Below are 18,494 nucleotides of genomic sequence, written 5' to 3'. Positions count from 1 at the left end.
TTTTGTCATGCCACAGTTTTTTATGAATAAACGATTGATTATTTTGCTTGTTAGCATTATTATTCTCGTGGCATTGATAGGGTTTTCTTTGAGCCGTTCAAAGCTTACCTGGCCGGAACAGTTTATTAAAGACACGACCGGCTGGGTGCAAACCCTAGTTTCAAGGCCTGTCCACTATGTGGCAGGTGTCATTGATAATGTAAAAGACTTGCAAGATACATATCAAGAAAACAAAGAATTAAAAGCAAAGATAGAAGAGTATGGAGTTTTAAAAGCACAGGTGCAGGGTTTGCAAAAGGATAATGAAGAATTGCAGAAGATTGTCGACGAATATCCTTCTTTAAATGACAGTGGTTACCTAAAGGCAACAATCGTCAGCAGAGACCCTTACCAATGGAATGAACTGATTACGATTAACAGAGGGAAAAACGATGGCGTGGAAGCCGATATGGCTGTCATCACATCTGCAGGTTTAATCGGAAAGGTGAAATCTGTCAGTGCTAATACAGCCACTGTCCAGCTGTTAAGTTCGGAAGACCCTTCAAACAGAATCTCTGCCTATATACAAAAGGATGAGAACACAAAAGATAAAAATAAAAAAACATCTGTATTTGGATTAATCGAAGATTATGATAAAGAATCGAAAAACCTTATTATGACATGGGAGGAAGTTCCCGACGGTCTGAAAGTGAAAAAGGGACAAATCGTCTCCACATCAGGTCTTGGCGGAGTATTCCCACCTGATTTAGCAATCGGGAAAGTAGTCAAGGTTGAATCGGACGAATACGGGTTAGCGAAAAAGGCTTATATTGAGCCGTCAGCAGATTTTTATGATATTGAACATGTACTTGTCGTAAAACGGGAGAGCGGCGAGGAAGACAAATGAGGAAGTTTCGGATCGGATGTCTAATTGCGTTAATGTTCATCCTCGAGAGCATCTTTGTCGAGCTGCTGCCTGGGGAAATTTTATCAAATAAAATTTTAGTGCCGCACTTTTTAATTATTACTATTTTCTTTTTCTCCATTTATGCAAACCGCAACTTGGCCATCATCTATGCATTTGTTTTTGGGTTGCTAGTAGATGTTGTGTATACGGAAGTACTTGGAATCTATTTTTTTGTATTTCCATTCACCATCTATTTGCTCAGCAAAATAATGAAGGTGCTGCATGCCAATTTGCTAGTGGTTTCCGTGATATCTTTATTGGGTATCAGCATATTAGAACTGATTGTATATGAAATGAACTTTCTTATTCATTTGACAAGCATGGAATTTGCTGACTTTCTTAAATTACGCCTTGTCCCAACGTTATTATTAAACGCGATTTTTCTTGTGATTGCAGCATACCCATATAAGCGTATTTTTGAAAAGTATGCTGGGGAAAGCAATGATTAATATTGCATGTTAATGGTACGGAAATAACCCTTTTTCATAAAGCGTTTTTTTGCTTTATGGGAAGGGATTTTTCTAGTATTGCCATCATTTAATGCCTATTTTTCAATTCTTCCTCACCATAAAAGAGGATTTTTATAATGTTTTGTCGAATATATAGCAGGAACAAGACTAATTTTTTTAGATAGACTTAATAAGGATCATTCCTTTTTCTAGCAGAGGTGAACATCTTGAAATGAAAAGAAAGCAGTTAGTAACCATTAAGGGGACAAAAAATGGCTTAAGCCTTCATCTCCATGATAACTGTTCCTATGAAGACATGATGAGGGAGCTTGATGGCAAGCTTCGTGAAAGCTCAAACATGCACGGGGAAAAGCAGAACATTACGGTTAATGTAGAGCTTGGCAATAGATACATAACAGAGGATCAGAAAGAAGAGCTGATTGAGGCGATTCAATCGAAGAAAAATCTCTCTGTCCAAGATATAAACAGCAATATTATCACAAAATCGGAAGCGGAAAAAATGGTTGAAGAGTCGGACATTGTATCCGTTGCCAGCATTGTCCGGTCGGGGCAAGTTTTGGAGGTTCCAGGTGATTTACTGCTGATAGGTGATGTCAATCCTGGCGGGAAAGTAGTAGCAGGAGGCAATATTTATATTATGGGAAGCTTGAAAGGTGTGGCACATGCAGGTGTCAATGGTAATGAGAAAGCGATTGTCGCAGCATCTGTCATGAGGCCCACACAGCTGCGAATTCATAACTTAATTACCCGTGCTCCTGATGAGTATCCTGCTGGTGAAAAGCGGGATATGGAATGCGCTTATGTCGATAACAGTGAAATAATGATTGATAGATTACAAGTGTTGACACACCTAAGGCCGAATTTGACAAAATTGGAAGGGGGACAAAATAATGGGTGAAGCTATCGTTGTAACGTCTGGAAAGGGTGGAGTCGGAAAAACCACCACATCAGCTAATATAGGAACTGCTCTTGCATTGCAAGGAAAAAGAGTGTGTTTAATAGATACAGATATAGGTCTTCGCAATCTTGATGTTGTAATGGGATTGGAAAATAGAATTATTTATGACTTGGTGGATGTTGTGGAGGAAAGATGCAAAATTCATCAAGCGCTGGTTAAAGATAAAAGATTTGATGATTTGCTTTATTTGCTTCCTGCTGCGCAAACAAGTGATAAAACAGCAGTTCAGCCAAAGCAAATGAAGGAGCTTGTCCTTAAATTAAAGCAGGATTATGATTATATAATCATCGATTGTCCGGCAGGGATTGAACAAGGCTATAAAAATGCCGTTGCAGGTGCGGATAAAGCGATCGTTGTTACAACACCGGAAGTATCGTCTGTCCGTGACGCTGACAGGGTTATTGGCCTTTTAGAAAAAGAAGATCATATTGAAAGACCGATGCTTGTTATTAACCGTATTAGAAATCATATGATGAAAAGCGGTGACATGCTTGACATCGATGAAGTAACTTCACATCTTTCCATTGATTTGCTTGGAATAGTAGCAGATGATGATGAAGTCATTAAAGCTTCAAACAGCGGCGAGCCAATCGCACTTAATCCGAACAGCAAATCATCCCTTGCATACCGCAGTATCGCAAGAAGAATTTTAGGGGAAACTGTACCGCTTCAGCACTTAGAAGAAGAATCAAAAGGTGTATTTGCCCGCATTAAAATGTTCTTTGGCGCAAAATAATAAGCTTGCCGACAAACTTAGTTTGTCGGCAGTTTTTTTATTTAGACAATAGCAACTTACAATCATCAGCTGTTAAAAGGAAGGTAACTGATCTAAATTATTTTCTTTAATACCATCAGGTTCACTGCGTATAATATCCCTGCCATACTTATGAAACACGTCGACATGAGCTAACTTTCCTGCTTTTGCTTCATCCAGAGCAGTAAGGTAATCTAATTCTCTTCCGCTGCTTGTTTTAAAAGCGATAATATCATCATCGTCATTCTTCCGAACAGCTACTATTTGTTCTACTCCCGCATTAATCTCTTCAACAACTTCTAATTGGGCTTGTTCTTCTCCTTGGTGTTTATATTCTTTATAAATTTGTTGAAAGTCTTTTTTATCCATTAACCCACCTCCAAAACATTCTATTATTATGACCTTCAAGCTATCGTTTTATGAATCCGAATAAGAGCAAAATAAAAACAGCTTTACTCAAAGCTGTTTCATTATTTCCGCCAAAAAGTTGTGCAGTCCGCTTTATCAGCAATATTAAATTCAATTAGTTTTTCAAGCAATGAGTAATCAACTGGACTATCCCACTTCATGCGTATTAATTGGTTTGTGTGATCATAGCCAGACTCTTTAATGTCGTTTGTAAACCGCTCGATAACAACCTTTTCAGGAGCTACCGCCATATGATGCTTTGCAATGCTGAAGCCGATTATAAATGTTTCATGATCCGTAAACATCGGCTGCTTCCATGCTACTTTGGGCACTAAATTTGGATATTTTTCTCCTACCCAATTTAATACTTCTTCTGTGCGCTCCCGATGCTGCGGGTTATCAATATTTGCTAAATATTCGGCGAAAACCTCCATGCTATTCCTCCTCTAAAGTATGTAATTAAATGGATGAATCTTGCCCCCTATTATTACTCAGGGGGCTGTTGCTTTCTTATGATTTTACAAGGCGTTTGCGAATATACAAGAATAGGAAAGCAATGATTGCAATCGCAATAATGGCATAAATGATGTTCGAGTAAATGTCCATATAGCCGACAATTGTTTCCCATGAATCACCTACAGCAGCTCCGATTCGAATCAGCACAAAGTTCCATATCAGTGTACCGAGGGAAGTCAACACAAGGAAGATGGCGAAGTTCATTTTTGCCATTCCTGCCGGCAAAGAAATCAAGCTTCTAATCAGCGGGATAAAACGGCAGAAAAAGACAGTCCAATACCCGTATTTTTCAAACCAGCCGTTTGCTTTATGTACGTCTTCTTTTGTCAGTCTTATAATATGTCCCCATTTATCTACTATACTCTCTATCTTTTCCATGTTTAATAGTGTTCCAACCCAATAAAGAATAACAGCACCAAGCACGGAACCGATTGTGGAGACTGCAACAACTCCTAATACTGTCATATCTGTATAGGTTGTCATGAAACCACCGAATGTCAGAATAATTTCGGACGGAATTGGAGGAAAGATATTTTCCAAAGTTATTAGTAATAGTATCCCGATGTAACCAAATTCCTCCATTGTGTGTGTAATCCAATTGTCCATGAAAGACCTCCTTCTAATTAACGATTATGTAAATTGACGTAAGACACTTACGAATCGCTTGCCTTAGCCATTGAATTCCATAAACAGTTACATTAATAATAACAAAATTGCTTGTGATAATGCCAACATTAACAGATAACTTCATGATTTTAGCTATAGAAAATTATGATTGTCCTGTCATACTCTGTTCAGCCTTTTCATAGAATGGGAGTATTAGGACAAGTGTTAGGGAGGAGAGATTTGTGAGTTCACGGGCAGATGAAATCCGAAGAAGAATCGAAAAGAGAAAGAAAGAACGAGAGAGAATGCAGAAAAATGTGGAGAGAAGGGTTCTTTGGAATGATGAGGAGGAATCTGGCGACCACAATACTTTCTATTTTGAAAACGATAAAAAAGAGGATGATTTTCATCCGCTGTTTCGGAAGGACTTATTTTTATTAAAAATCCTCGGTGCTGCTGTCCTGTTTTTAATAGTGGCAATTGTCGTGAGGAATCAATCTCCTGCCTTTCAAAAAGCTGAAACATCAATAAGACAAGCAATGAATCAGGAGTTTAATTTTGCGTTTGTTTCTAATTGGTATGAGGATCAGTTTGGAAAGCCGCTTGCTTTTTTACCGTCAACTGCAGAGGATGACTCAACTGGAGAAGAACAATTACAGCAGTATGCCTTGTCGGCGTCTGGGAAAATCCTAGAGGACTTTGCTGACACAGGGCAGAGAGTGGCAATTGAAACAGGCATTGACACAAGCGTTCAGGCTTTGAATGAAGGAACAGTTACTTTTATCGGCGAGAAAGAGGGGTTCGGAAACACCGTGGTTATACAGCATAGTGACAAAAGTGAGTCATGGTATGGAAACTTAGAAGAAGTTGATGTGAATATTTATCAATCTGTCAAAAAGGGGAGCAAGGTTGGGTTAGCTTCCGGGTATGGAACAAATGAGACATTAGGCTTGTTCTACTTTGCGATTAAAAAAGACAATGATTTTATCGATCCTATACAGGTGATTGAGTTTGAATAAGTACCTCCGAGTATTTCAATCCATTTATATACATCCATTCTTATGGGCTGTTATTGGCATAGGCGTCATAACTGCCCATTTTTATGAATTATGTTTGCTGCTGTTCATCATTTTAGTTCATGAACTAGGACACGCAATGGCGGCTGCATCCTTCTCTTGGAGAATTAAACGGATTGCCCTGCTCCCCTTTGGCGGTGTGGCAGAAATGGATGAGCATGGAAACAGACCGTTGAAGGAGGAAGCAATCGTTACAGCAGCAGGTCCAATCCAGCATATATGGATGGTAGGTTTAGGTTATTTGCTTCATGAACAAGGCTTAATGTCTGAATATCTTTTTGACAGCTTTCTAGAATTTAACTTGATGATTTTCTGTTTTAATTTGCTGCCGATCTGGCCTTTGGACGGAGGGAAAATCCTGTTTTTGTTCTTATCTTTAAAGAAGTCATTTCCTGCTGCTCATAAATGGACGCTGCTTTTATCTCTTGCAGGCACTATGCTGTTTTTAGTTTGCGTCCTTTTATTTATGCCCGTCAATCTTAATGCCTGGATCATCCTTTTGTTTCTGTGGTTTTCTATTTTTTATGAATGGAAGCAAAGACGCTATATATTCTTGCGGTTTCTGCTGGAGAGATATTATGGCAAGACAAATGAACTTAGAAAGCTAATGCCGATAGAGGTGAAGGAAGAGGAGCTAGTATTTCATGTGCTAGAACGGTTCCATCGCGGCTGCAAGCATCCGATTATTCTGAAAAAAGGCAAGGTGAGTCACTCCTTAGATGAGAATGAAGTGCTTCATGCTTATTTTGCAGAAAAGCTAGTTACGGCAAAAATCGGGGATTTGCTCTACCGGTAAATAAAGAGATGTCTGGTACAATCCAGACATCTCTTTATGCTGCTTCCTTTCATCTAGCTATTTCAGGTACAATAGAAGAATCATGGAAAAAAAGGATGAATGTATTGAAAAAGGTGTTAGTGAATATGAAAACGAGGGAAAAGCGATTTGCTTATCTCCTTGATTCTAGACTAGAAAGATTGTATATTCAGCAGCCCCAGCAAAAGTCAGCTGTTGGCAATATTTATGCGGGCTTCGTAACAAAGGTTATACCTGGCATGAATGCTGCATTTGTCGATATTGGAGAAGAAAAAAATTGCTATTTGCAAAAGGATAAGCTCAGCTCCTATTCTGCGGACGATAGGGCATTAGAAGATAAAAAAGGCAGGAGCATCTCCGCATATGTGAAACAGGGTGAAAAGCTGCTCGTTCAAGTTGTCAAAGATGCGACTGGTACGAAGGGGCCGAAGCTGACAGGCATCATTGAACTGCAGAAGGAAAACCTTGTTTATATGCCGCAAGGACGTTACATAGCTGTTTCAAAAAAAATCGCTGACCCCAAAAAGCAAAAGCAAATGCGGGCAATTGGCAAAAAACTGACATCAGCACCAGAAGGTCTCATTTTCCGAACAAGTGCTGCTGATATGCTAGAAGACCAGCTTGCAGCAGAAGTTGATAGTCTACGACAGGAGCATCTCCGCTTAATGCAGAAAGCTGCCAGCACAAAAAGGCCGGCATTGCTGTTAGAAAAGGATGATTTTACAAAAGAGCTGTTTCGGATTTTTGAGCAGATGGAATCTGGAGAGGTGTTTGTAGATGTTCCAGAAGAAGCAAAAGCATGGAGCACTGCATTTCCCCACTTAAAGTTCCACTATCATGCTGATAAAGAAAGTTTATTTTCTGCCTTTCACGTGGACAAAGATATTCAAGATGCCCTGAAGAGAATTGTATGGCTTGATAAAGGTGCCTATCTTATTATTGATGAAACAGAGGCAGCGACAGTTATAGATGTCAATACAGGTAAATTTGAAGGTAAGCATGATTTAGAGCAGACGGCTTTTGAGGCAAACCGTTTTGCTGCAATAGAAGCGGCGAGACAGCTGAAAATCAGGGATCTTTCAGGGATTATCTTAATAGATTTTATTGATATGCCAAAGGAAAACCAAAAGAAAATTGAAGAAATCATCAAAAATGAGCTGCAGAAGGATAGCAGACAAACGCGTGTGGTCGGCTTTACAGAGCTTGGCATACTACAAATCACCCGCAAAAAAACAATCATTCCATTAGCGGAAGCAGTTAAGACTAAATGTCCAGTCTGTGATGGTACAGGCTCTGTCATGAGTGCAGAAAGTGTGGCATTTAAGCTTGAGCGTGAATTATGGGAATATCAAAGAAGTGACCATGAAATGGTTGAGATTCAAGCAGGAGCCGAGGTTATCAATGTGTTTGCAGGAGAGAACAATGTCCATTTAAAGCGTTTGGAAGAAGCAATCGGCCTTCATATTCACTTGGTCGAAGAAGCCTTCGCTCTTCCTCATTATCATATTAAGTATATCGGTCCCCAAAAATAGAGAGCTAGAAAAAAAACGATTGATTGACAGTATCCAAAAATCATGATAGTATTTTAATGTTGTTTGTAGCACCCGCTACGCTACAACCGCTCGGAACAGGTATACATAAGACTTTGTTCATACAAAGCGCCTGTGATTGGCGAGTCTTAGTCTAACAAGGAGGTGCAGTTTAATGTACGCAATTATTGAAACAGGCGGAAAGCAAATCAAAGTTGAAGAAGGTCAAGCTATCTACATTGAGAAATTAAACAGTGAAGCTGGTGAGACAGTTACTTTCGACCGTGTTCTTTTCGTTGGCGGAGAAAATGTAAAAGTAGGAAGCCCAGTTGTTGAAGGAGCTACTGTTACAGCTAAAGTTGAAAAACAAGGCCGTCAAAAGAAAATCATCGTTTTCAAATACAAAGCGAAGAAAAACTATCATAAAAAGCAAGGTCATCGTCAACCGTACACTAAAGTTGTTATCGAAAAAATCAACGCGTAAGGTGTTTGTATGATCGATATTACGATTAACAAAACAGATTCAGGCTTGATTGAATCATTTACGATAAGCGGTCATGCCTTGTTTGCTAATCACGGGAATGATATTGTCTGCGCTGGAGTCTCAGCTGTCTCCATTGGAGCGATTAATGCTGTAATCTCCATTACAGGCATTACACCTGATATTGAGCAAGGCAAAGATGGCGGATTTTTGAGCTGCAGCATACCTGCACATATCGCGGAAGATACCCGAGAAAGAATTCAGCTTCTTTTAGAGGGTATGGTTGTTTCCTTAGAAACGATTGAACGTGATTATGGCAAGCATGTTGCTATCAAATATAATTAAATAGGAGGTGGAACGAATGTTAAGATTAGATCTTCAGTTTTTTGCATCGAAAAAAGGGGTAGGTTCTACAAAGAACGGTCGTGACTCCATTTCTAAACGTTTAGGTGCTAAACGTGCAGACGGTCAATTAGTAACTGGTGGAAGCATTCTTTACCGTCAACGCGGTACAAAAATCTATCCAGGAGTAAACGTTGGTCGTGGTGGCGATGATACACTATTCGCAAAAGTTGACGGAATCGTTAAATTTGAGCGTCTTGGTCGTGATCGCAAACAAGTTAGCGTATACCCAGTAGCACAAGAAGCATAAGTTTCTTATGAAAAGGCTGGCTCTTTTGGAGTCAGTCTTTTATTTTTTCATTCTATTTCAGCACTTAGACAGACAGCATTTATGCTCTCTGTCTAAGTGCTGAAAGAAAAGATTTGCATTTTTTTGCTATATTTTTACGTGTCGTTTCATTTTTTGTTATACTTACATACGAGAAAGTCTTCTGACACTAAATAACCGTGTAGGAGTACGATAATGAACAAAGACTGGGAAAGAATCGAATTTTTGAGACATGTACGCCATGATTGGCTGAATAAAATCCAATTGATTAAAGGAAATATGGCATTAAACAAAAAAGACCGCGTGGAAGAGATTATTGATGATATTATTTTGGAAGCGCAGCAGGAAGCAAAATTGTCCAATTTGGATATCCCTGCTTTTGCGACAAAAATACTGACTTCCAATTGGGAAAACTATTCATTCCGTCTGGAATACGAAGTGCTGAATGATGAAAAGTGTCGATACATAGAAGACTTGGCATTGACTGGCTGGACAAGCCGATTTTTTTCCATTTTGGATGGCAGCATTAAAAAATATCACGATAATCACCTTTCTGTGTCAATTGAGCCCCAATTGGCGGAAACCCGATTGTTTTTTGATTTTAGCGGAATAATAGAAGAGAAACAGCAGCTTATCCATTTTTTACAGGAAGAGCTGCAAGATGGTTTTTACGTGCAAAACAGTGAAATTTCAGATGAGGAATTAACGATAGAGCTGCTAATAAAGCAGCATCCATAAAATTCCCTACATTACTTGTATTTCGATTCATAGGCATACTGCCTAACTAGGAGGAAGTTGTAAAATGTTTGTTGATCAGGTCAAGATATACGTGAAAGGCGGAGACGGCGGAAATGGAATGGTTGCCTTTCGCAGAGAGAAATATGTTCCTAAAGGCGGACCAGCTGGCGGAGACGGCGGTAACGGCGCAGATGTAATTTTTGAAGTGGAAGAAGGCTTGCGTACATTGATGGATTTCCGTTATAAGCGCCACTTTAAGGCACCCCGCGGAGAGCATGGAATGAGCAAAAACCAGCACGGCAAAAACTCTAAGGATATGATTGTTAAGGTTCCACCGGGCACAGTCGTTGCTGATGCGGAAACAGGAGAAACAATTGCTGATTTGACGAAGCACGGCCAGCAGGCTGTAATTGCCCGCGGCGGACGCGGCGGACGAGGTAACTCACGCTTTGCAAGCCCGTCAAATCCAGCTCCTGAGCTTTCTGAAAACGGCGAGCCGGGACAAGAGCGTGAAGTTACATTAGAGCTTAAAGTATTGGCAGACGTAGGGCTTGTTGGCTTTCCAAGTGTCGGAAAATCAACATTGCTTTCTGTTGTGTCTGCAGCAAAGCCGAAAATCGCTGATTATCATTTCACGACAATCGTCCCAAATTTAGGGATGGTAGAAACAGAAGATAGCAGAAGCTTTGTTATGGCTGATTTGCCAGGACTGATTGAAGGTGCACACTCTGGTGTCGGCCTAGGTCACCAGTTCTTGCGCCATATTGAGCGCACAAGAGTTATTGTCCATGTTGTCGACATGGCGGCAATTGAAGGCAGAGATCCTTTCGAAGATTATATTACGATCAATAAGGAGCTCCAGGAATACAATATGCGTCTTTTAGAAAGACCGCAAATTATTGTAGCTAATAAAATGGACATGCCGGATGCAGAAGAGAACTTGAAGGTCTTCAAGGAAAAACTCGAAGAGGATTATCCAATCTTCCCAGTATCTGCCTTAACGAGAACAGGTTTACGTGATTTGCTGTTTGCAGTAGCTGATAAGTTAGAGCACACACCAGAATTTCCGCTTGAGGAAGTCGAGGAAGAGGCTGGAGTTCACCGCGTATTGTATAAGCATGAAGCAGATGAGCGTCAGTTCTTTATTTCTAGAGACTCTGACGGAAGCTTTGTCCTTACTGGGGAAGGAATTGAAAAGCTGTTCAAGATGACTGACTTCTCTAGAGATGAATCTGTGAACAGATTTGCTCGCCAGTTGAGAGGTATGGGTGTGGATGAAGAGCTAAGACAGCGCGGTGCTAAGGATGGAGACATCGTTAAATTAATGGATTATGAATTCGAGTTCATTGATTAATTTTTCCTTTAAGATTATGTAATAAACTAAATTTGCTGACTCCATGGGAATCTTCCCATGGAGGTTTCCCTTTAGCTTAAGAGAGGTTGAGCGAATGAAACAGAATAAGTTGGACCAGCGTTTTTTTCTTGTCCGTGAGGATGTTCTTTCAGAGGCGATGAAGAAAACATTGGAAGCAAAGGAATTGCTGGAACGGGGCAAGGCAGAATCTGTTTTTGATGCAGTTCAAAAAGTCGATTTAAGCAGAAGTGCCTTTTATAAGTACAGAGATACAATTTTCCCCTTTCATACAGTCGTGAAGGAACGTCTGATTACGTTATTCTTTTATATTGAGGATCGTTCAGGTACGCTTTCTAAACTGTTGAATGTTGTTGCATCAGGAGGATGCAATGTATTGACAATCCATCAGACTATACCGCTGCAGGGACGGGCAAATGTGACCCTTTCCTTAAATACAGCTGAAATGGAAATATCCATTGATGCATTACTCGAAAGACTGCGAATGCTTGAGTTTGTCGAGAAAGTGGAAGTTTTAAGCTCAGGAGCATAATCTGCTCCCTTTTTCTTTTTTGAAAAAAGATGCATTTATACAATGAGAATTCAGAATTATACATAAATAGTGCTTTTAAGTTGGAGGAGAAGGAAATTGAAAGTAGGGTATCTAGGACCGAAAGCAACATTTACGAATATAGCAGTAAATAAAATGTTTCCAAATGCAGAGAAGCTTCCGTATATGACAATCCCGAATTGTATGGATGCTGTAATGAAAGGCGAAGTAGAGGCTGCTCTTGTGCCTGTTGAGAACACATTAGAAGGCTCTGTTAATATCACGCTGGATTATTTAATTCATGAGGTGGACATTCCGATTAAAGGAGAAATTACTGTTCCAATTAAACAGCATTTAATGGTGCATCCAAACTTTAAAGACCGTTGGAAAGATGCAGAGGTTGTATTCAGTCACTCCCATGCGATTGCCCAATGTCACCGGTTTTTGCATGCTAAATGGAATGGAATCAGATGTGAAAATACAACATCAACAGCTGCCGCAGCTCAATACATAAAGGAAAATCCCAACCTCGCTGCTGCATCAATCGGCAATGAATTGACTGCAGCTGAATATGGACTTGAAATAGTCAAACGGAATATCCATGATTTTGATAATAACCATACACGCTTTATCATTATTTCCAAAAAGGATACTGCCTTTCAACCGGTTGACTGCATTCATCTTGGCTATAAAACTAGCTTAATGGTCTCCCTTCCTGCCGATGAGTCTGGTGCTTTGCATCAAGTCTTGTCTGCATTCGCATGGCGCAAGCTGAACTTAGTTAAGATTGAATCAAGACCTACTAAGACTGGTCTTGGCAATTACTTCTTTATTATTGACATTGATCGGGAGCTTGATGATGTCCTCATCCCTGGTGCAATGTCCGAACTAGAAGCGATTGGCTGTGATGTAAAGCTGCTCGGATCATACCCGTTTTATGCAGGAGCAAAAAGTTAAGGAGCCCAAAATTGTTGGGCTCCCTTTTTAAATAAATTAGTCTTCTAGTCCAATTAAGAAGCCGGCATTTCGCAATGCAGTTTCGGCATCAATAAGCGCCTCTTTAGAAGGAGCTGTTAATGTGTGTAAATGAATGCCGGACGTCAGCTGTGATAGATAGACAGCATTTGTGCTTTTAATCTTTTTCATAAATTGCTGTACTTCCTTCCGGTTTGACACAAGGATGGAGGCAGTTAAATCACCGTAAACAGGATGTTCGATTTTAACATCTTTTACTGTTACTCCAAAATCCACTATGATATTTAACTCTTCCTCTGTTTTTTCGGGAGGGTGGTTGCAGGCAATGATTTTTTCATGCAGCTCTGGTTTAGATTGCTGCAAATACAAATATCCTTGACTAGTGGCGATAATCGGTTCATTTTTTGCCTTCAGCAAGGTAATATCTCCGACAATAATCTGTCTGCTGACACTTGTCAGCCGTGACAGCTCGCTGCCTGTAAAAGGACGGTTATTTTCTTTAAGCAAGGATAGTATAAAGCTTCTTCTTTCCTCTCCAAGCATTTTTTCCATGTAATTCCTCCTTCATAATCTTTCTTAAATGGATATAAGCTTGCTATATATCGTTTTAAGGCATTTTAAATGATATTTTCAGGTATCTTGTCCTATTTTACCAAACTATTTGCTGTGACCGCCATCAATATCAATTTTTCCTTATAAACACTGATAATGCGGCAATATACTGTCAAAGAACATTTCTAAAGACAGCACATAATTACTGAGAAAAGCGCATAAATTTTTCTGAAGAACAATAACACTTTTTCCGCGACAACATAGACTATATGGACATATGCATAGGAGGGAATCTATAGTGAAGATCCATATCGTACAAAAGGGGGATACTCTTTGGGAAATCGCCAAGAAGTATGGCGTTAACTTTGAAGAGTTAAAAATGTTAAATTCCCAGCTAAGTAATCCAGATATGATTATGCCCGGTATGAAAGTTAAAGTTCCGACTGCTGGCGGCAGTATAAAAAAAGAAGCGCCAATAGCAGGTATGAAGAAGGAGCAGCCAATCATAAAGGAACAGCCAATCATAAAGGAACAACCGATAGTGAAAGAGCAGCCAATCATAAAAGAACAGCCAATCATAAAAGAACAGCCTAAAAAAGAAATGCCTAAAAAAGAAATGCCGAAAAAAGAAAAACCGAAGGAAAAGCCGTATACTCCAAAAATGCCTACACCAATTATTCCAGAAATTGATATTCACAATTATTATTCCATGAATATGACAAATATTGATGTAGAAGTGGATATTGAAGAAAAACCTGTCCCGCCAAAGCCTGTAAATATTGTACCTGTAAAGGAAGAACCAAAGGCAGAGGTCTGTCCGCCGATTATTCCATATCAGCCATATTGTTATGAAATATCGCCAATGATGCCAGGTTCAGGCTTCCCGCCAGGTGTATGCATTCCAGAAGGAGTTCCGATGGATTATTATCCTGTCCAACATGCTAGCATGCCAGGGGCGATGCCGATGCAGGGAATCAAACATAAATGGGAAGAATCTTCATCTTCTTATGCGTCGCCATTCACACCAGCAGCACAACCGTTTCAACATGCAAATATTGGCACAAATCCAGTAGCTGGTCATAAAGAGATGCCAGTCCAGCAGCCGTTTCAACATGGACTTCAGCCAATGCACCATAATCACATGCACTCTTCTTATGATATGCATGAATCGTCTTCTGATTATGCAAATGTTGCTCCAGCATCATACCAAGCACCGGTTCAGCTTCCATATCAGGAGGATTGCGGCTGTGGCGGGCCTGCTGTGCCATACCCAGGTCAAGTTTATGGCAGTGACCAATTCGCTCCTGGTACAGCAGGAATGCAGCAAGGCTTTAATCCAGGAATGGGAATGGGTGGCGAAATGGCATTCGGAGGAATGCCAGGAATGCAACAAGGCTTCGATCCAGGAATGATGGGAGGCCAGCCACCATTTGGAGGAATGCCGGGCGGAGATCAATTCGCTGAAATGCCAGGAATGCAGCAAGGCTTTAACCCAGGAATGATGGGAGGCCAGCCGCCATTTGGAGGAATGCCGGGCGGAGACCAATTCGGAGGAATGCCAGGAACGCAGCAAGGCTTTAACCCAGGAATGATGGGAGGCCAGCCGCCATTTTCGGGAATGCCGGGCGGAGACCAATTCGGAGGAATGCCAGGAGGGCAGCAAGGCTTCAACCCAGGAATGATGGGAGGCCAGCCGCCATTTTCGGGAATGCCTGGCGGAGACCAATTCGGAGGAATGCCAGGAGGGCAGCAAGGCTTTAACCCAGGAATGATGGGAGGCCAGCCGCCATTTTCGGGAATGCCGGGTGGAGACCAATTCGGAGGAATGCCAGGAATGCAGCAAGGCTTCAACCCAGAAATGGGCGGCTTACCAATGACAGGAGGTCCAGGTTATCCATTTGGAGGTACAATGCCTGGTGGCTTTATGCAAGAACCACCATACCCCCAAGGTGCGCTAGGAAACGTGCCAATGCAAAACACTATGGGTGAGATGGGCACTGGAATGCCTGGGATGCAAGGAATGCCAAGCGGAACTGCAGGAGCTCGTGATGTAATGGGATCTCCTATATTTGGACCAGGCGGCAATGCGCCAATCTTTGCACCTCCATTTCAAGGAAATGGTCAGCCCCCATTAGTTCATCCGTATGGAATTAATGAGGTAACTCCATTTGGCATGCCTCGTTATTTAGACGAAAGCAGCGATTATGAAAATTAATAGTAGAGGAGACGATGATTCAGTCTATCGTCTCCTCGCTTTATTACAAAATAAGCTGCCTTATCCAGTAAAGGATTTGAAACGCATCCGCAAACAAGTATATTTGGTAGTGACAGATTATGCTTGGCTAATCCTTAAAGAGTTCCCAAGCTATAAAAAACTAAAAATCCAAGAGGCATTCACAAACTCGCTTCACTATGAAGGATTTCATGCAACCTATCGCTTCTTCTCTTTTGAACAAGATCCTATTATTATTGATAACCGAATATATGGCTGCATTGAATACATACCTGGAAGCCTTAAGCCTTTCTCCTATATGGATAAAGACAGCAGAAACGAGGCTTTATCGTTAATGGGCCATTATTATAATTGCACAGAAAGGCTAGTCGATACTTATCGATATATTTTGCCTGACTTTGATATTTTTGAAAAGTGGTCAGAAAGAGGTAACCAGTTTAAGCTAAACTTGCCTGTTGCCGCCCAATTTTTAAAAGGAGACATTCTCCAAGAATTAAATGGTTGGATAGATTGGTCTCTATATCATTTGGAAAGAGAAAGAGACAATATTAAAAACCAAAAAAAAGTGATTTTGCATGGAGATGTTGCACATCATAACTTTCACCGCGGCCTTAATGGAGAGCTGTATTTAATTGACTTTGACCTTATTAGTATTGGACCTAAAAGCATGGATTATTTACAATATGCCAATCGGATTTTGCCGCTAATTGGGTGGTCACATCATCAGCTTCAAAAAATAAGCTTGCTTCAGCCATTTTTAAATGAAAGATCCTTTTTAATTGGGCTTGCTTTTCCTACAGATGTACTGCGGGAATGGAACAGGATTATTAGACAAAACAAGCTTAATAATGAGCTGGCCAGAAACCATGTAGTAGAGCTTACAGAGCAGCAATTCTCCAAAAGAAGAAAATTTGTGCAAAAAATGATGAAGTTAGCAGACCGCTTTCAATAGCTTTCCCTATCTTGATTAAACGAAAATGCCTATACTTAACAGCATGAAAGGTTCCTGATTCGCAGAAAATAATTTTGAGCTTTATTTGCTCAAAATGAATTGTGAAAGGGAGTATGCGAAGGATGAAGTGGATGAAAGCGGCAGCTCCATTTACGCTGTCTCTCATGTTGTTGACAGGGTGCGCCAATACGGACCAGGATTTAAATAATAGTGAAAATGATATACCCCTAGGCTATTACTCAAACGAAAGACATGAACAGGAGAGTACAGGGAATGCAAGGGTGTTAGGCAATCAAGATAATGACGGACCTTTGACAGAGGCAATGGACCACACCTTTGGATTAGAAGGGCAGCAAAACCGTGCTAATGCGAGCAATATAAATGATCAAACATCGCTTGGCAATAACGAGGAAAGCTACAATACAGAACTTGCAGACAAGATTAACAATGCTGCCTTAAAAGTAAAAAATGTAAAAGATGTTCGAACTGTTGTTTATAATGATAATGTGTTAGTGGCATTAGAAGTAAATAACAGAAAAACAATCACTACTACTAAAGCAGATGTCAGAAAAAATATAGGCAGTTATATAAAGGGAAAAGAAACATCCATTGTAACAGATAAAGGGATTTTTCTTAATATAGATAGTATTAATAAAGGAATTCGCAAACGTCTTCCTGAAAAAACGATAGACAGGAATAAACGTAATATTATTAAAAAAGCAGATCCAACAAGCAATTTATAAATAAAAAGCTGATTTTAAAAGAAGTTTCTTTTAAAGTCAGCTTTTTTTGTGAAAGTGAGATTTATTAATAAATGTTCTTAATTAATAACATTTTACAGCCAAAAGAGGCAATTGAATCTTATAATTGTTCGATATAATGAAAAAATACAAAGATTTTCCTTTCCATAATGAAATGTTTGCTTTATAATGAAAGAAACATTCGTTATAGAGAACAATTGAAGAACGTAAGGTGGAGGGACAAATCGTGAAGGTACTTGTGACTGGGGGAGCCAGCAATAGCATGGCATTTGAAGTGATCATGAAGCTTATAAAAAAGGGGATAGATGTAGTAATTGCCGATAACTGTGAATGGAAGTTCACATCTCCGTTCCACAGTAATATTACTTATTATCATACAGCGCTTGATAAGGAGCTTTTAACACCTATTTTACAAAAGGAAAAGGTAGAAGTTGCACTACATTTCAAAAGTGAACCTATCACATCAAATAAAATAAAAGACTCCTTCGACCAGTCGGAAGAGAATATTCACACAACGATGCATGTACTCGAAGCTTGTGCGGAAGCTAAAGTGAAAAAGGTGATTTTTCCTAGTACGATCTCTGTTTATGGCAATCAATCAGATGTGGCTGTGGAAGATTCATTTTTAGACCCTATTCTTTTTGAAGGCCTTTCGAAAAAAGTGGAAGAGAAATATGTCATGCATTATCACAAGCTTTACGGCTTGGACTTTTCTATTTTAAGGTTCGCTGATATATATGGAATAGATAATGGCGGATATATAGCAGAAAATATCGAGAGAGCAATAGATGGACATGCACCCCTTATCAATGGAACAGGACAAGAACTGCGAAACTTTCTTTATATCGATGATGCTGTCGATGCTATTTTAGCTGCTTTAACTAGTGGAGATAATCAGGTCATAAATATTGCAGCAGACTCTATGCACAGTTTGGAAGAAGCGGCGGTTTGTGTAAGTGAGACGGTTGGAAAATTAGAGCCGGTTTATGATAGAGAAGAGGAGACATTAGTTTCCACTTGCCCTGTATCGACTCATAAAGCAAAAGAACTATTAGGCTGGGAAGCAAAAATCCCGCTGTGGGAAGGGCTGCAAAAAACCTTAGAGAAAACCGAGGTAAGAAAGCATTTTTAAAGTTTGTTATTTTGTAAAGAAA

The 18,494-nt window shown here is 40.0% G+C and carries 22 protein-coding genes and 1 other annotated feature; of the genes, 18 read left to right on the top strand and 4 right to left on the bottom strand.

Annotated elements, in window-relative coordinates:
* Positions 1-7: 7 nt before the first annotated feature.
* From mreC to minD, 4 genes are all read left to right on the top strand, one after another.
* Positions 8-886 (top strand): rod shape-determining protein MreC, encoded by an 879-nt coding sequence (gene mreC, locus ACLIJJ_RS04460; RefSeq protein ID WP_233313004.1) that lies wholly within the window; start codon positions 8-10, stop codon positions 884-886.
* A complete protein-coding gene (gene mreD, locus ACLIJJ_RS04455; protein ID WP_233313005.1) occupies positions 883-1,395 on the top strand; it encodes a rod shape-determining protein MreD in 513 nt (170 codons plus the stop codon). Before mreC ends, mreD begins: the two co-directional genes overlap by 4 nt.
* Positions 1,396-1,627: 232 nt before the next feature.
* A complete protein-coding gene (gene minC, locus ACLIJJ_RS04450) occupies positions 1,628-2,314 on the top strand; it encodes a septum site-determining protein MinC (protein ID WP_233313006.1) in 687 nt (228 codons plus the stop codon).
* Positions 2,307-3,110: a septum site-determining protein MinD gene (minD, locus tag ACLIJJ_RS04445; protein ID WP_233313007.1), complete on the top strand. Its 804-nt coding sequence runs from the start codon at positions 2,307-2,309 to the stop codon at positions 3,108-3,110. Before minC ends, minD begins: the two co-directional genes overlap by 8 nt.
* A gap of 72 nt (positions 3,111-3,182) precedes the next feature.
* On the opposite strand, the gene ACLIJJ_RS04440 is transcribed toward minD, so the two are convergent.
* The 3 genes from ACLIJJ_RS04440 to ACLIJJ_RS04430 all read right to left on the bottom strand — a co-directional run bounded on the left by ACLIJJ_RS04440 (position 3,183) and on the right by ACLIJJ_RS04430 (position 4,658).
* Positions 3,183-3,497: a DUF3892 domain-containing protein gene (locus ACLIJJ_RS04440; protein WP_411410583.1), complete on the bottom strand. Its 315-nt coding sequence runs from the start codon at positions 3,495-3,497 to the stop codon at positions 3,183-3,185.
* Positions 3,498-3,598: 101 nt separating this feature from the next.
* Positions 3,599-3,970: an iron chaperone gene (locus ACLIJJ_RS04435; RefSeq protein WP_233313009.1), complete on the bottom strand. Its 372-nt coding sequence runs from the start codon at positions 3,968-3,970 to the stop codon at positions 3,599-3,601.
* Positions 3,971-4,046: 76 nt separating this feature from the next.
* Positions 4,047-4,658, bottom strand: a complete 612-nt coding sequence (locus tag ACLIJJ_RS04430) for a DedA family protein (RefSeq protein ID WP_233313010.1) — start codon at positions 4,656-4,658, stop codon at positions 4,047-4,049.
* A gap of 242 nt (positions 4,659-4,900) precedes the next feature.
* Here ACLIJJ_RS04430 and ACLIJJ_RS04425 point away from each other — a divergent pair, with 242 nt between their 5' ends.
* The 10 genes from ACLIJJ_RS04425 (at position 4,901) to pheA (ending at position 12,824) form a co-directional block, all read left to right on the top strand.
* Positions 4,901-5,677 (top strand): M23 family metallopeptidase, encoded by a 777-nt coding sequence (locus ACLIJJ_RS04425; RefSeq protein WP_233313011.1) that lies wholly within the window; start codon positions 4,901-4,903, stop codon positions 5,675-5,677.
* Positions 5,670-6,530, top strand: coding sequence for a M50 family metallopeptidase (locus ACLIJJ_RS04420; RefSeq protein WP_233313012.1), 861 nt, complete (start codon positions 5,670-5,672; stop codon positions 6,528-6,530). Before ACLIJJ_RS04425 ends, ACLIJJ_RS04420 begins: the two co-directional genes overlap by 8 nt.
* An 8-nt stretch (positions 6,531-6,538) precedes the next feature.
* A complete protein-coding gene (locus ACLIJJ_RS04415) occupies positions 6,539-8,080 on the top strand; it encodes an Rne/Rng family ribonuclease (RefSeq protein ID WP_411410582.1) in 1,542 nt (513 codons plus the stop codon).
* A gap of 74 nt (positions 8,081-8,154) precedes the next feature.
* Positions 8,155-8,237 (top strand) — a sequence feature (ribosomal protein L21 leader region).
* 15 nt (positions 8,238-8,252) lie between these two features.
* Positions 8,253-8,561 (top strand): 50S ribosomal protein L21, encoded by a 309-nt coding sequence (gene rplU / locus ACLIJJ_RS04410; protein ID WP_127737291.1) that lies wholly within the window; start codon positions 8,253-8,255, stop codon positions 8,559-8,561.
* Between the two features lie 9 nt (positions 8,562-8,570).
* Complete coding sequence (locus tag ACLIJJ_RS04405; RefSeq protein WP_233313014.1) at positions 8,571-8,903, top strand: ribosomal-processing cysteine protease Prp; 333 nt, start codon at positions 8,571-8,573, stop codon at positions 8,901-8,903.
* A 16-nt stretch (positions 8,904-8,919) separates the two neighbouring features.
* Positions 8,920-9,210, top strand: coding sequence for a 50S ribosomal protein L27 (gene rpmA, locus ACLIJJ_RS04400; RefSeq protein ID WP_016201696.1), 291 nt, complete (start codon positions 8,920-8,922; stop codon positions 9,208-9,210).
* A 213-nt stretch (positions 9,211-9,423) separates the two neighbouring features.
* Positions 9,424-9,966 carry a Spo0B C-terminal domain-containing protein gene (locus ACLIJJ_RS04395; RefSeq protein WP_233313015.1) on the top strand — a complete coding sequence of 181 codons (543 nt, stop codon included), beginning with the start codon at positions 9,424-9,426 and terminating at the stop codon, positions 9,964-9,966.
* 64 nt (positions 9,967-10,030) lie between these two features.
* The gene (gene obgE / locus ACLIJJ_RS04390; RefSeq protein ID WP_233313016.1) at positions 10,031-11,320 is read left to right on the top strand and encodes a GTPase ObgE; all 1,290 of its coding nucleotides are present in this window, start codon (positions 10,031-10,033) and stop codon (positions 11,318-11,320) included.
* Between the two features lie 94 nt (positions 11,321-11,414).
* Positions 11,415-11,870, top strand: coding sequence for an ACT domain-containing protein (locus ACLIJJ_RS04385; protein WP_127737300.1), 456 nt, complete (start codon positions 11,415-11,417; stop codon positions 11,868-11,870).
* 96 nt (positions 11,871-11,966) lie between these two features.
* The gene (gene pheA / locus ACLIJJ_RS04380) at positions 11,967-12,824 is read left to right on the top strand and encodes a prephenate dehydratase (protein WP_411410581.1); all 858 of its coding nucleotides are present in this window, start codon (positions 11,967-11,969) and stop codon (positions 12,822-12,824) included.
* 36 nt (positions 12,825-12,860) lie between these two features.
* On the opposite strand, the gene ACLIJJ_RS04375 is transcribed toward pheA, so the two are convergent.
* A complete protein-coding gene (locus ACLIJJ_RS04375) occupies positions 12,861-13,394 on the bottom strand; it encodes a transcription repressor NadR (protein WP_233313018.1) in 534 nt (177 codons plus the stop codon).
* 298 nt (positions 13,395-13,692) lie between these two features.
* Here ACLIJJ_RS04375 and safA point away from each other — a divergent pair, with 298 nt between their 5' ends.
* The 4 genes from safA (at position 13,693) to ACLIJJ_RS04355 (ending at position 18,472) form a co-directional block, all read left to right on the top strand.
* Positions 13,693-15,609, top strand: coding sequence for a SafA/ExsA family spore coat assembly protein (gene safA, locus ACLIJJ_RS04370; RefSeq protein ID WP_411410580.1), 1,917 nt, complete (start codon positions 13,693-13,695; stop codon positions 15,607-15,609).
* Positions 15,599-16,579, top strand: a complete 981-nt coding sequence (locus ACLIJJ_RS04365; protein WP_233313020.1) for a phosphotransferase — start codon at positions 15,599-15,601, stop codon at positions 16,577-16,579. Before safA ends, ACLIJJ_RS04365 begins: the two co-directional genes overlap by 11 nt.
* 122 nt (positions 16,580-16,701) lie before the next feature.
* Complete coding sequence (locus ACLIJJ_RS04360) at positions 16,702-17,322, top strand: YhcN/YlaJ family sporulation lipoprotein (RefSeq protein ID WP_237941749.1); 621 nt, start codon at positions 16,702-16,704, stop codon at positions 17,320-17,322.
* 244 nt (positions 17,323-17,566) lie between these two features.
* The gene (locus tag ACLIJJ_RS04355; RefSeq protein WP_251644894.1) at positions 17,567-18,472 is read left to right on the top strand and encodes an NAD-dependent epimerase/dehydratase family protein; all 906 of its coding nucleotides are present in this window, start codon (positions 17,567-17,569) and stop codon (positions 18,470-18,472) included.
* Positions 18,473-18,494 lie beyond the last annotated feature (22 nt).

This window comes from Niallia laureatilytica (assembly GCF_046613985.1).
In the GTDB taxonomy this organism is placed as follows: domain Bacteria; phylum Bacillota; class Bacilli; order Bacillales; family Cytobacillaceae; genus Niallia.
This window is presented reverse-complemented; position numbering and strand designations above follow the sequence as displayed.